Source organism: Phaeobacter sp. G2, assembly GCA_025163595.1.
Classification (GTDB): domain Bacteria; phylum Pseudomonadota; class Alphaproteobacteria; order Rhodobacterales; family Rhodobacteraceae; genus Pseudophaeobacter.
On sequence record CP104100.1, the window covers coordinates 1,054,527 to 1,068,429 of the forward strand.

A 13,903-nucleotide genomic window follows, 5' to 3' on the forward strand; every position below is an offset into this window, starting at 1 on the left:
GGTCCAGCTCAAGAAGACTTGGGCTCTTCGTCGTTGATGGCAACAGTATAGGAGCCATCCTTGATCGCCGCAGTACGGGTGGCGATGAGATCAAGGGCAGCCTGCGGGATCTTACCCTCAAAGGTGCCATAGGGCGCCAGGGAACAGCCGCCTTTGGCCATAAAGGAATAGATGCCGTAGTCTTTGGCAGTAAAGCTGCCCGCCTGCACGGCGGCAATGGCCGCATCCAGGGTGGGTTCAAAATGCCAGATCGCCGAGGCCACAACTGTGTCCGGGTAGTCAGACTGGGTGTCTATGACGTTGCCGATGGCCAAGAGACCTTTTTCCTTGGCCGCATCCGACACGCCAAAGCGTTCAGCATACAGCACATCGGCGCCATTTTCAGCCATGGCAAAGGCGGTTTCCTTGGCCTTGGGTGGATCAAACCAGGAGCCAATAAAGGAGACCTGGAACTTCATCTCCGGGTTCATTTCCTTTGCGCCGGCCATGAAGGCATGCATCAGGCGGTTCACTTCCGGGATCGGAAAGCCGCCAACCATGCCGATATTGCCAGATTTCGACATCGCCCCGGCGATGATACCCGACAGGTAGGCGGCGTCCTGAATGTAGTTATCAAACACCGACAGATTGGGCACGGCGGCGTCTTCTTTGAAAGAAGACCCCATCAGGAAGGCCACATCCGGGTAGTCAGCCATGACTTCACGGGCCTCGGCCTCGACGCCAAAAATCTCACCGATGATCATCGTGTAGCCGCTTTCGGCATATTCACGCATCACCCGGGCGTAGTCAGAGTTGGAGGTGTTTTCGGAATAGCTGTAGCTGATGTCACCGCGATCCTGCGCTGCCAGTGCGGCCACATGGATGCGGCTGACCCATTGCTGTTCAACCGGGACGGTGTAGATGCCGGCCACTTTGATGGGCTCGGCTGCCATCAGTTTTGCAGGGGACAAAGCGGCACCGGCTGTGAGGGCGAGCGCTGCGCTGCTGGCGAGAAAACGACGGCGCGACGGTGCGGCCAAAGTGGATTTGGTCATAAAACTTCCCCTGTGTTGAAAAGGTCGATCCTTTGCAGATCTTGTCCAAAGGGTAAAAATTTCATGGCGCTCTGGCAAGGGTGCATTCGCAGATTAGCTAGCATCTTGGGAAGGTTGGTCAAATTTTGCACATCTCGGAACAGAGTTTGGTGTTTTTGCGTTTAGAAAATGAGTTTCTGGCCGATAGCACTGGTCAAATAGCACTGGTCACACGGGCCGGGATCAGCGGGTGGCGCGCACCAAAGTGAACAGGATTGACAGCCGGGGCGGGTTTTAGCCGAGTTTGGTTTATCGGTAGGATTTGCCACGGGAAACGGCCAAACTGGGAACGACGGAAACAACCCGGTTCTCCGTTTATATTTTGGTGCCCGTTTTGGGGCCAGCCCAGAACCAGTCCAGCGCCTGTCCAGAGCCTGTCAAAAAGGTAGCCCGTTATGAACCTCCGTCCTCTTCTCGTCGTGCCGCCCCTTGCAGTTGGAATTTTGGGGTTTGTCTGGATGACCGCGCGCCCGGAGCCGCAGGTGAGCGCGCTGCCCGAGGCTGAATTGGCGGTGCGCGTTCAGCCGGTGGTGCGCCGAGAAATCATCGCCAGCGCCGAAGGGTTTGGCCGGGTTGAGGCCGAACACAGCTGGGCGGCTATTTCCGAGGTGCAGGGCCGTGTTCTGGAGGTCTCTGCGGGATTGAACACTGGCAGCATTGTCGAAGAGGGCACCGTACTGGTCGAGATCGACCAAACCGACAATGAACTGTCGCGACAAAAGACACTGGCCAATATCGCCGCCGTCGAGGCCGACCTGGCGGAACTTGCCCGCGAGGAAGACAACGCACAGCGGCTGCTTTTGGTCGAGCAACGGATCCTCAAGGTGGCTCAGGCTGAACTGGCGCGGGTGACATCTTTGCTGGATCGCGGCGCAGGGACGCAAGCCACCGTGGATACAGCAGAAAAATCCTATCTGGCGCAGCAGACCTCGGTGACCAATCTGACCAATACGCTGTCGCTTTTCCCCGCGCGGCGCGATGCGCTGCACGCGACACTGGCGGTGCGTCAGGCCGAATTGGCCGAGGCTGAGCGGGCGCTGGACAAATCTGTCATCACGGCGCCATTCCGGGGGCGTGTGGCCAGCAAAAGTATCGAAGTTGGACAATTCGTCAGGACGGGGGATACGCTTTTGTCCCTGGACAGCACTGCCGCCGCTGAGGTGACAGCAGAGGTCCAGCCCAGCAGTTTTGGTCCCGTGGTCCTTGCTGGGGCTCAGAACGCGTTTCTGCAAAACAGCAGTTTTGACACCAGCCAATTCACCCAAGTCCTTCGCCGTGCGGGGGTGAGTGCTCATGTGGAGCTTTCGACACCGGAGCAGTTTGCGCCCTGGGAGGCCGAAATTGTGCGCCTGCGGGGTACCATGGATGCAGAGACCGGCACCATGGGCATTGTCGTCAGAGTTGCAGATCCATTGGTGGCGCAACAGGGGCTGCGCCGCCCGCCCCTGCATACCGGCAGTTTTGTCCGTGTGGTTTTCTCCAGCGCGCCGAGGCCAGACAGTATCGTGGTGCCCCGCAGCGCACTGCATGTGAGTGACGAGGGGACGCCCTTTGTCTACTTGGCCAACACAGAAGAGCGACTGGCCATCCGTGAGGTGGTGCCCGGGCAGGTCATTGGTGGCGAGGTGATCATCCGCTCTGGTTTGACCGGAGGGGAGACCCTGGTGCTGGGCCTGCCCAGCCCGCCTGTTCCGGGCATGAAGCTGGCCTTGGTGCCGGTTTCTGCTGCTGTGGAAGGCCAGTGATATGATCTCTTATTTTGTGCGCCACCCGGTTGCCTCCAACCTGATCATGGCGCTGTTCTGCCTTCTGGGGCTTGGTGTTCTCAGCAGTCTGGAGCGCGAGACTTTCCCCGAGTTCACCGCCTCCACCGTGGCGGCCCGGGTGGTCTATGCCGGCGCCTCGGCGCGGGATGTGGATGAGGAAATCTGCACCCCACTGGAAGCGGCGCTCACCGGCACCTCTGGAATGACCGAACTCACCTGTCTTTCTGTTGACGGTCTGGCAACTGCCACCGCCGAGCTGGAGGAGGGCGGCGATCTGACGTTGTTTTTCAATGATGTTTTTTCAGCGGTCTCCAGCATCAATGATTTCCCCCTGAATGCTGAAACACCCACGGTGGAAATTCAGGCGCGCAGCGATCTGGTGGCGCTGGTGGCGGTCTCTGGGGTGTCTGGCAAACAGGGATTGATCGAATATACCGATCAGCTGGCGGATCGTCTGCGCGCTGTGCCCGGTGTCGCCGAGATTTCGGTTTCGGGCATTACCGACCGTGAGCTGCAGGTGGTGTTTGATCAGGGCGCGCTGCACCGGTTTGGCCTGTCACCGCGCAATATCGTTGATGCGATCCAGGCCCGCAGCCTGAGCCAGCCGTTGGGCAGTGCAGATCTGGACGAAAACAGCCTGGTGCTGCGCTACGCCGACACCCGCCGCTCGGTTGCCGATCTCGAAGATCTGATCGTTTTGCAAAACCAGTCGGGCAGTTTTGTCCGGGTCAGCGATCTGGCCGAGGTGCGGAGGATGGATGCCGACGAAAACATCGCTTCCTTTATTGATGGCGATCAGGCTGCGATCATTTCGGTGTCCAAAGCCAAGAACACCGACAGTATCCGGGTGTTTGAGGCGGTGGATCAGATCCTTAGCGCCGAGCGGGCGGCCTATCCCGATCCGTTTCAGATCACCGTCACCAACAACATGACAGAGCTGGTCGAGGAACGCCTGAACCTGATTTCGGAGAATATTGCCGTTGGTCTGGTTCTGGTGTTTTTTACCATGTGGCTGTTCTTTTCCCTGAACGAGGCCCTGTGGATTTCCGCGGCACTGCCGGTGTCCTTTCTGGGCACGTTGTTTGTGATGAGCCTGCTGGGCATCACCATCAACATGATCACTCTGGTGGCACTGCTGATGGCGGTTGGGCTGATCATGGACGATTCCATTGTGATTGCGGAAAACATCGACAAATGGCGGACCCGTGTCGGCCCCACCGAGGCCGCCTCCCGTGGGGCGCTGGAGGTTCTGCCAGGGGTGTTGTCGTCGTTTCTGACAACCGCCTGCGTCTTTGGCCCCTTGCTGTTTGTTGCCGGCGACATGGGGCAGATCTTGCGGTTCATTCCGCTAGTGCTGCTGATCACCCTGGCAATTTCACTGTTTGAAGGGTTTTTCATTCTGCCGCATCATCTCAGCCATGGGAGACTGGCGCGGACAAGTGTTCACAAGACCCGTTTGGCGGAACGGGGCCTGGACTGGATCAAAGAGCGCTGCGTCTTGCCAATTGCAACCTGGCTGGTGACTTGGCGCTATCTGACCTTGGGGTCGGTCTTTGCTGTCTTGATCCTGTCGATCAGCCTGATTGCCTCCGGTGCGGTCAAGATGATCGGCTTTCCCTCCACCGAAAGCGACACCCTGACGATCCGCTTTTCGCTGACCTCCGGGATCAATCGTGAGCGCTCTGTCGAGACCGTGGAACAATTGCTGGCAGGGCTGCGCCAGGTGGATGCGGAATTTGCCCCCAAAACCAAGGGGGGGCTGCCTCTGGTTGAGCGGGTTTTGGTGCGCTATGCGGTCAATAGTGAGGTCTATGACAATGGCTCCAACACCGCCACGATCACCGTGGATCTGCTCACCAGCTCTGAACGCAATGTGAGTGCCGATACGGTGCTGGAGGCCTGGAGATCGGCGGCGGGGCCGATCCCGGATCTCGTCCAATCATCGTTTTCTCAGGCTGAAATGGGTCCGGGAGGCTTTGACCTGGATGTGGAACTTACCGGCTATGATCTGGAAGAGCTGGAGGCGGCCTCCGCTGAGCTGCGCAATACCCTGTTGGCGCGTTCTGACGTGGTGGAAGCGTTTCAGGATTTCTATGGTGGCCGACAGGAGGTGCAGCTGGCGCTGAATGAATATGGCTACCTGATTGGGCTGACACCCCAGGCGATGTCGGATCAGCTGCGCAGCGCCTTTCAGGGCACCGAGACGGATAGCTTTCGCTCCAGTCAGTCAGATATGACAGTGCGGGTGAAACTGGATGACACGGTGGCCAATCTGGTCGAGCTGGAACGCTTTCCGATCCTGGTGGGCGATGGCAAGCTGGTGGCGCTGTCAACCGTGGCTGAGATGACCCTATCGCAGGGCTATCCGACAATCACCCGCAAGAATGGCAAGGCGCTGGCGCGCATTCGCGGCAAGATCGACAACGCCACTGTGACCTCGGCGCAGATCTCGGCGGTGATCACCAAGGAGCTGGGCCCGGCGCTGCAAAAGAGCTTCCCCGGTGTTGAGATCGGCATCTCGGGGGCCAGTGCCGAACAGGCCAAGTCGCAATCCTCGATGATGAAACTGCTGTTATTGGGCCTTGTGGGGGTATTTATGGTTCTGGCTTTCCAGTTCCGGTCCTATTCGCTGCCGGTTGTGGTGATGCTGTCTATTCCCTTTGCGCTGGTTGGCACCATCCTGGGCCATTGGGGGCTGGGGATGGATATCTCAATGCCCAGTTGGATCGGATTTGCCTCGCTTGCCGGGATTGTCGTCAACAATGCGATCCTGTTTCTGACGTTCTTCCAGTCGCACCTTGATGGGGATGACTATGTTGCCGCCTCGCTGGATGCGGTGCGGGCGCGCTTTCGGCCAATTCTGCTGTCGACCTCTACCACCATCGCTGGTCTGGTCCCGATCCTGTTTGAGACCAGTCCACAGGTGCAGACCCTGGTGCCGGTCGTGGTCTCGGTGGCCTTTGGCCTGTTGGCCTCGATGGTTTTGGTTCTGTTGGTGCTGCCCGCGCTGATTGCGGTCTATTTTGACGTGGTTGATGTGCGCAAATGGGTGGATCAATTCCAGCGCAGTGAGAATGTGTTCTAACGGGCAGGCCCCACCACGCATAGGCAGGCGGCACCCCGCATGGAGGTGCCGCCTTTGATCTGTTACAGTCCCAGATCCGACAGGCCGGGATGATCATCGGGGCGACGCCCCAGCGGCCAGTGAAACTTGCGATCGCTCTCTTTGATGGGCAGGTCATTGATGCAGGCAAAGCGGTTCTGCATCAGACCGTTTTCGGCGAACTCCCAGTTTTCATTACCGTAAGAGCGATACCAGTTGCCGCTGTCATCATGCCATTCATAGGCATAGCGCACCGCGATGCGGTTTTCGGTAAAGGCCCAAAGCTCCTTGATCAGGCGATAGTCCAACTCGCGGATCCATTTTGCCTCGAGAAAGGCCTGGGCCTCGGCGCGGCTGCTGACAAAGGTGGCGCGGTTGCGCCATTTGGTGTCCGGGGTATAGGCTAGGGCCACCTTGGCCGCATCGCGGCTGTTCCAGCCATCTTCGGCCAGGCGTACTTTTTCAATGGCGCTGTCGCGGGTGAAGGGCGGCAGAGGCGGGCGGGTTTCCATGGTAAGCTTCCTTTTTGTCAAATCAGAAGGGGAGGGGGAGGTTAAAGATCGAGTTCCAAGGCTGCGCTGCCTTTGGCAGGGCGGGCGCAACACAGCAGGGCTTCGCCGGGGGGAATCTCGGCTTGTGGTGGGGAGCGGTAGCTGACGCTGCCTTGGATAACTTTGGTGGCGCAGCTGCCGCAGGAGCCTGACCGGCAGCTGAAATCGGGCGACAGCCCCTGGGCCTCTGCCAGCTCCAGCAAAGACCCGTCTTTGGCGCGCCACTGTGTTGCCCCCGCAAGACTGGCAAAGCGCACTTCGGCGGTCTCGGCTTCGTCCTCGGCGCAGGGATCCGCCAGCTGATCCGCGGGCTGAGCGCCGGCTGAGACATCGGGGGCGCGGCGCAGCGCGGCGGGGCCAAAGCTTTCGGCAAAGATCCGGGCATCGCTGACCCCAAGGCGGCGCAGGCTGTCATAGATCCCCTGCATGAAGGGCGGCGGGCCACAGAGGAAGAAATCATAGTCATCCAGCGCCAGCACCTGCCGCAGGGTGTCGTCAGTGATCCGACCGGTGCCGTTATAGTCCAGGCCGGGTTCTTCGCCCTCGGCAGCCGTGCCTAAAAGAGACAGGTAGCGGATCTGCCCCTCTGTCGCTTGCTGCAGGGCGCGAAACTCATCCGCAAAGGCGCGCTGGGCGCTGTCGCGGCTGGCATGTAGCACAGTCAGCGGTCGCAGGTGCCGGGTCCGCAGACCTTCGCGCATTACATGGTTGGCCATTGCAACCATCGGCGTGATGCCAACCCCCCCGGCCAAAAGCACCGCCGGACGGGTTTCGGCAGGATCAATATAAAAGGCACCACGGGGTGCTTTGACCTCCAGGATGTCGCCGGGCATGATCTGGTCATGCAGTAGGTGCGACATCGCACCCTGTTCTTCGCGTTTGACCGAAATCCGGTAGTGGCGCTCACCAGGGGCAGAGGAGACAGTGTAGCTCCGGCTCAGGATTTGGCCTGCGGCTTGTTCCTGCGTCGGTGTCTTGGATCTGGCGCGCAGTGTCAGAAACTGGCCAGCCTCAAACGGCAACAGCGGTGCGCTATCGGCAGGTTCCAGATAAAAAGACCGAATGACCGAGCTTTCTTGCTGCACCCGGGCGACCCGGACCCGGCGCCAGGCATTGCGACCCTCTTCCTGTCTGGACCGTGCGGCGCGGTCTGCCCAGGTGTCGGCCATCAGCGAATGCGGTGAAAAGGCGCCCAGTTCGGCGCGAAACGGCAGCGCATCCTGCAGCCAAAGCCCATGATTCAGGGTAAAGCGCCAACCACGATCGGCACCGTGAAAGCCGCGTATTTCCGGTGCCTCCTTTGACAGCAGCTCAGTGGTGCCAGTGAGCATCAAAAGGTCGCCGGTGGCAAAATCGGGAAACACCAGCCCGGCCTTGGGGTTCAGCAGGAAATTGCCAAAGGTGTTGAAGTGGTTGTTGCCGGGAAAATCGGGAATGATCAGGCTATTGCCATCAACCTGCACAAACCCCGGCCGCCCGCCACGATGGGAGACATCGACGCCCTCGACGGTGGGGTTGTCACGGGACTCTACCGCGCTGGCGACAAAGAACACATCTGCCGCTTCGATCATCCGACGCGCCTTTGCGCCCAGGTCTGTGAAACGCGGCGAAGCCTGTGCCGGGGAGCTGTCCGCAGCAGGGCGCAGAAAGGTGATGTCGCGGTGTTGGATATACTGCGGGCAATTGCCAAAGGATTGGTCAACTCGCAGCTGGAGCTGGCTTTCCCCTAAGGAGGAGACGCGTCCGTTCATCCTGTTGCGACGGCGGCTGTGCATCTCAATTCCCAGCACAGCCATCGGCGTTTCAGCCTGCAGGGCGCGCCGTACCGGATCCGCCTGTGCGGCGTTCAAGGCGATGTTCAGGTGGCGGTTGTCCGGGCTTTGGGCAAACCCGGGGGTGCCTGGAAACAGGCTGGCCCAGGGCCAGCCTTTTGCATCCACAGCGCCCACCACCACAAAGGGCAGTTGGGCAAAAAAGGCCCGGTGTTGCTCTGGCATATAGGGGCGGATCACCTTGCGGCCAAATTGTTCCAGCATGTCGCGGCTGCCGTTGGCGCGTTGCAGCTGCTGTTCGCCGGCATGGAAGGGGGAGGCGGCCTGGGGGTCGTCAATCTGGGCGGGGATGGCGGGGGGCATGGCGGACCTCTTCACGGGATGCAGTTTGAACAAATAGGCGGGGGCTGGGGAGGCGCCATTGATGGCGGTCTGTCCGGGGCGGGCGACCCGCCCCGGTGGTTGGTTTTGAACGCTAAGCGATCAGGCCGCAGCGGAAAGACCAACAGGCGTGACGGGCATTGGCTTAAAGCCTTTCAGGCCTTCAATGTTGCTCAGCAGGCGGCGCACATTGGGGTAGGCGGCCAGCGAGACATCGCCTTCTGGGGCATGGGCCACATAGGAATAGATCGCCACATCCGCGATGGTGGGCGCAGTGCCAACCAGAAAGTCCCGCCCGTCCAGGTGGGCTTCCAGCTTGCCCAAAAGGCGCTCGGCGACGGTTTTGCAGAACTCCGCATCCAGGGGGGCGTTAAAGACATTGATCAGACGCGCGGCTGCGGGGCCAAACGCCACCTCGCCGGCTGCCAGGCTGAGGAATTTCTGCACCTCGGCTTCGGCAACCGCATCGCTGGGCAGATAGGACGGCGCGTATTTGCGCGCTAGATAGACCAGGATAGCGTTGGAATCACTGATCACGGTATCGCCATCTTCGAGGACTGGAACCTGACCGGCAGGGTTCAGCGCCAGAAAGGCCTCTCCTTTGTGTTCCCCATTAGCCAGATCGACGGTGATGACCTCATGGGCGATACCCGCCAGGCTGGCAAAGAGTTCAACCCGGTGGCCATGACCGGAGAGGGGGAAGCTGTGGATGCGCAGAGTATTGGACATAGGATGTTCCTCATGGGGTTACCGCGTGAGCGGCGGGAGTGGTGAGCGACTGGGTAAGAGCCGCCGTTTCGATGAGGAAGAGATACATTCAGAACGGCTGGGTGATAATATGTCATTCTGTAGAGTAAGTATGTACGTATTGGCGATAATGAGATACCTTGTCCGGGCGAAAGAGAAGCCGAGGGTCAGGCGATGGACACATTGGATTGCATGCGGACTTTTGTTGCGGTTGCGGCGCAACATTCCTTTACTGCCGGGGCGCGCCAGATCGGCATCAGCACCAAACTGGCCAGCAAATATGTGGCCCGGCTGGAAGAACGCCTTGGCGCGCAACTGTTTAACCGCACCACCCGATCGGTTACTCTGACCGATACCGGTCAGGCCTATCTGGAGCGCTGCCTGCCGGTGTTGGATCAGATCGACGAGATGGAAGGGGTCATTCAGGAGCGCCAATCCGAATTGGCCGGCCCCATTCGGCTCACCGCGCCCACGGGGTTTGGCAGCCGCGAGCTGGTGCAGGCGGTGACGCCGTTTCAGCAAAGCCACCCCAAGGTGCAGATCGAAATGCTGCTGTCGGATTATCACGCGCCCATTGTCGAAGAGGGCATTGATCTGGCCATCCGCTTTGGCAAACTGCAGGATTCGACCCTGGTGGCGCGTAAGCTCTGCGACATGCGGCTGGTGGTGGTGGCTGCGCCGGACTATCTGGCACGTCACGGCGAGCCGGGACACCCCAAGGCCCTGGCGACTCATAACTGCCTGTTGCTGCAATCCGCAGCGCAGCCGGAGCGCTGGCGGTTCAACGAGGCTGGAAAGGTGACCTCTGTCCTGGTGAGCGGCAGCTTTCGGGCCAACTCGCCGCGTGCGGTGGCCCATATGGCGGCGGGTGGCCAGGGCATTGGCCGCTGTCCCTATTACACCGTGAAACCCTTTATTGAAACGGGCCGGTTGCAGCTGCTGTTTGCAGACCGCGAAGACGCGCCGCTGCCGCTCTATGTGGTCTATCCGCCAAGCCGTCACCTGACAGCGCGTATTCGGGCCTTGATCGAACATCTGGCCAAATGGTTCCAGTCAACCGAACAGAACCTCTGGGGGCCGTGAGCGCGCTGTCTGCTTTGCTAGCGGGCGATTTCGCAGATGGGCTGTGCTGCACTAAGGTCGCTTTGAATACGGATAAAGTCATGTTCCGCAAGGCCAAGCACCGTGCAGTCCTGAGCCCATTGGCCGATCACCTGTCGCGGTGTGGTTACGGCGGCGGTCAGGGCGTCTTGTAGCGCAATATCGCAGTGGGTGACGAGGATGCGCAGCGCTGTGGTGAGGTCAAGATCTGCGCCCGCCAGGGTACCATCCGCCAGGGTAAGCCGCCCGTTCTGGCGCAGGATCTGGCGGCCCTCCAGCTGAAACGAGGTCAGGTCACTGCCGGCCGGGGCCATGGCGTCACTGACCAGGTAGATTTTGCCCTCGGGGCTGGCATTGCCCATCTTGGCAGCCCAGGCGGTGCGCAGTGCGGCGGGATGTACATGAATGCCATCGGCAATCAGCCCGGCAAATAGCTGCGGATTGTTGAGCGCCGCACCGGGCACTCCGGGGGCGCGGTGGCCAAGGGGGCTCATGGCGTTGAACAGATGGGTGACACAGGTGACGCCGGCCTCGGCATAGTCCATCGCCTGTTCATAAGGCGCGTCGGTGTGGCCCAGGGACAGGATGACCCCGGCCTGCCGCAGTGCTCTGATTTGATCCAGATTGACGCTTTCTGGCGCCAGCGTAACCATCAGGACCGGCAGGGCCTCAGCCGCGGCCAGCAGCATGTCCAGATCTGCCGGGGTCATCGCCCGGATCAAAGCCGCATCATGGGCGCCTTTACGGCTTTGGGCCAGATGTGGGCCCTCCAGATGCAACCCGGCGATGCCGGGCACCCCGGCGCTGATGGCCTGCTGGGTGGCGGCGATGACCTGAGCGGTTTTCTGTGGTGTATCGGTGATCAGCGTTGGCAGGATCTGCACCGCGCCAAGCCGTCGGTGCGCCCTGGCAATGCGGTCCAGCCCGGCGCAGTTGGGCTGTGCATTCAACATGATGCCATCGCCGCCATTGACCTGCAGATCCAGATAACCGGGGCTGAGGATATCGCCGGCAAGATCCACATAGGTCTCATCCGCTGCGAGGGGGCGGTGCGGCATCAGGCTGACCAGCCGACCAGCTTCAAACCGAGCGCTCATGCCCTGTTGCAGACTGTGGCCATCAAAGATCGGGCCGCCACCGTAAACTGTGCTTGGCTGGCTCATTGGAGCGTCCTGACGGTGGTGTCCGTCTCACTGTGACCTTTGGCAGCGAACTCCCGTGCCAGCGCCAGCGCCCCGGTCAACGGATCACCCTGCGGCGGTTGCAGCGCGTCTTGCATTTCTGGCGGCAGATAGCTGCGATACTGTGGCGCCAACCCACCCGTGAGGCAGAGCGCATGACCCGGTGCCCAGCCGATCCGTGGCAGGGTGTCGGCAATGTAGCGGGCGCCCTGATGCATCAGATCAGTGGCCAGGGCATCCCCCTGGCTGGCATGGTGAGTGACATCGCGGGCCAGCGCGCCCAATTCCATCGGGCTGGCCTGGGCGGCAAAGGCGACGATTTCGGCAGAGCCCGAAAACCGGGCGAAAAGCTGTGTGGTCAAGGTGGAGGCGGGCGCGAGACCGTCGACAATATCCAAGGTGCGCGCCAGGGCCAGACGTCCCAGCCACTGCGCCGAGGCCTGATCGCCCAGCTGCTGTCCCCAGCCGCCAATGATACGGCGCGCGCCCTTGATCTGGCTGGCCAGGAAGGACCCGGTGCCGCAATGGGCAATCGCCCCTTCGCCATCGCCAATCGCCCCACGCAAAGCAGCGGGTCTGTCGTCTGTGATGCGGCTCTGGGTTAAGGGCAGGTTATGCTGCAGCCGCTGGGCAATGTCTGCACTGACAACCCCGGCCAGCCCAACATAGGCGGGGAGCGCGGCCAGCTGCGCCAGCGGCAGGCCAGTGGTGGCACAAAGGCGCTCCAGCCCCAGATGGATCTGCGCCAGGGCCCCGTCAAAATCGCTGGAAACATTTGCAGGCCCGCTGTCGACGCGGATGACCTCACCGGCGCGCTCCAGTGCGATCCGGCAACGGGTTCCGCCGCCATCTATGGCCAGTATTGCGGTGAGTGGGCTCTGTTTCATACACACAGGTATAGGGGGGGGACCAAATGGGAGCCAGCCCCAGTTTTTGACGCCAGACTGTGGATGCCAGTTGAACAAAGTGGAGTAGCCCTGAGCCAGAACAGCAGGCGCATCACATTGATTTTCGGGGGTAAAACTGTGGGAGGCTTACAGAGGAAAAGTGGTGGCGTGGGGGAGACTTGAACTCCCGACCTATCGATTATGAGTCGATCGCTCTAACCAACTGAGCTACCGCGCCATCTTCTGTGAGGGGCGATTTACGGAATGGCGCCTCTGGGGTCAAGGCGCAAATGCAGAGGAAACCGGCTTTCGGGTATGTTTTTTTGCCCGGGTCGCCAGTTTTCTTGGTTTTCAACCCGTTGTCAGGCGCTGGGCAGGGCCTGCACCGTGGCGCGAATGAAGTCATTACACAGCGCCGGGGCGGTAATTGGCAACATATGCCCAAGGTCTGGGGCGATTTGGCAGCTCAAACCATAGGTTTCCATTGTTTTGCCCTGGGACTGAGGGCCGAGAATGGCGTCCTCGGCTCCAAAAAGAATCGCCCCCGGTGTGCTGAGCTCTTTGGCGTAGCGGGCGGCCTGGTCTTCGATCGCCGGGTAGAGAAAGGACGCATCCGCTGAGGCGGCGACAAAGCTTTCGGGGCGCAGCCCCAGGGCGCCGCCGGCCTTGATCAGGAAATCATCCGGGCAGGGTTCGGGCGCAAAGATCTGTTGCAGAACCGGTTCTGCGGTACGTTGTGCGGTAGGGACGGCCACAGTCTGGGCCATCAGGTGGCGCATGAGGTTGGAATGAACAATCAGCCCCTTAAAGGCCTCAGCCCCCTGTTTTGAAGGATGGGTCAGCGGTGCCAGCAGGGCCAGACCGCGAATTTTCTCTGGGGCCTGCAGCGCCATTGCCAGCGAGACGGCGCCGCCCAGGGAATGCCCCACCAGAACCGGTTGGTGGACCTGCAGCTTGTCCAGCACGTCCAACAGGGTCTTTGCCTGTTCCGGCAGACGCGCCATCGCATCGCTGGTGCGGGTGGAATAGCCACATCCGGGCCGGTCAACTGCGATGACCCGGTAATCCTTGGCCAGGGCGTCGGCCAGGGCATAGGTGAAATGCTGCAATTGGCCGCTTAACCCATGGATAAGCACCAGGGGCTGGGCATCGCGCGGGCCGATGTCGATATAGTGGATTTTTCCCTGCAGGGTGTTACAGAACTGGCCGATGGGCGGCACCAATTGCCGGGCCTCGCGCGCGAGTTTGCGGGTTTTGAGATGCGACGCCCCCATCAGGGCCGCTGGGGCAGCGAGGGCGATCAGGGCAAGACTGCTAAGGGCGGACATGGGCATACTCCGG

At 60.7% G+C, this 13,903-nt stretch carries 10 protein-coding genes and 1 tRNA gene; 3 read left to right on the forward strand and 8 right to left on the reverse strand.

Annotation, left to right across the window (positions count from 1 at the left end):
• Positions 1-8: 8 nt before the first annotated feature.
• Positions 9-1,034: a BMP family protein gene (locus tag N1037_05175; protein UWS80417.1), complete on the reverse strand. Its 1,026-nt coding sequence runs from the start codon at positions 1,032-1,034 to the stop codon at positions 9-11.
• A 434-nt stretch (positions 1,035-1,468) separates the two neighbouring features.
• On the opposite strand from N1037_05175, the gene N1037_05180 reads away from it, so the two are divergent.
• Together N1037_05180 and N1037_05185 are read left to right on the forward strand one after the other, a co-directional pair.
• Entirely contained in the window at positions 1,469-2,818 is a 1,350-nt protein-coding gene (locus N1037_05180) for an HlyD family efflux transporter periplasmic adaptor subunit (protein UWS80418.1), read from the forward strand.
• Position 2,819: 1 nt separating this feature from the next.
• Positions 2,820-5,924 (forward strand): efflux RND transporter permease subunit, encoded by a 3,105-nt coding sequence (locus N1037_05185; GenBank protein ID UWS80419.1) that lies wholly within the window; start codon positions 2,820-2,822, stop codon positions 5,922-5,924.
• Between the two features lie 62 nt (positions 5,925-5,986).
• Here the strand turns inward: N1037_05185 and N1037_05190 are convergent, their stop codons facing one another.
• The 3 genes from N1037_05190 to N1037_05200 form a co-directional block, all read right to left on the reverse strand.
• Complete coding sequence (locus N1037_05190; protein UWS80420.1) at positions 5,987-6,454, reverse strand: nuclear transport factor 2 family protein; 468 nt, start codon at positions 6,452-6,454, stop codon at positions 5,987-5,989.
• Positions 6,455-6,495: 41 nt separating this feature from the next.
• Complete coding sequence (locus N1037_05195; GenBank protein ID UWS80421.1) at positions 6,496-8,628, reverse strand: pyridoxamine 5'-phosphate oxidase family protein; 2,133 nt, start codon at positions 8,626-8,628, stop codon at positions 6,496-6,498.
• Between the two features lie 120 nt (positions 8,629-8,748).
• Positions 8,749-9,375, reverse strand: a complete 627-nt coding sequence (locus N1037_05200) for a glutathione S-transferase (GenBank protein ID UWS80422.1) — start codon at positions 9,373-9,375, stop codon at positions 8,749-8,751.
• 192 nt (positions 9,376-9,567) lie between these two features.
• Here N1037_05200 and N1037_05205 point away from each other — a divergent pair, with 192 nt between their 5' ends.
• Entirely contained in the window at positions 9,568-10,476 is a 909-nt protein-coding gene (locus tag N1037_05205) for a LysR family transcriptional regulator (GenBank protein ID UWS80423.1), read from the forward strand.
• A 17-nt stretch (positions 10,477-10,493) separates the two neighbouring features.
• Here N1037_05205 and nagA read toward each other — a convergent pair whose 3' ends face one another.
• The 4 genes from nagA to N1037_05225 form a co-directional block, all read right to left on the reverse strand.
• Entirely contained in the window at positions 10,494-11,657 is a 1,164-nt protein-coding gene (gene nagA / locus N1037_05210) for an N-acetylglucosamine-6-phosphate deacetylase (protein UWS80424.1), read from the reverse strand.
• A complete protein-coding gene (locus N1037_05215; protein ID UWS80425.1) occupies positions 11,654-12,562 on the reverse strand; it encodes an ATPase in 909 nt (302 codons plus the stop codon). Before N1037_05215 ends, nagA begins: the two co-directional genes overlap by 4 nt.
• A gap of 161 nt (positions 12,563-12,723) precedes the next feature.
• Positions 12,724-12,800 (reverse strand) — tRNA-Met (locus N1037_05220).
• Positions 12,801-12,924: 124 nt separating this feature from the next.
• A complete protein-coding gene (locus N1037_05225; GenBank protein ID UWS80426.1) occupies positions 12,925-13,890 on the reverse strand; it encodes an alpha/beta hydrolase in 966 nt (321 codons plus the stop codon).
• Positions 13,891-13,903: the final 13 nt, after the last annotated feature.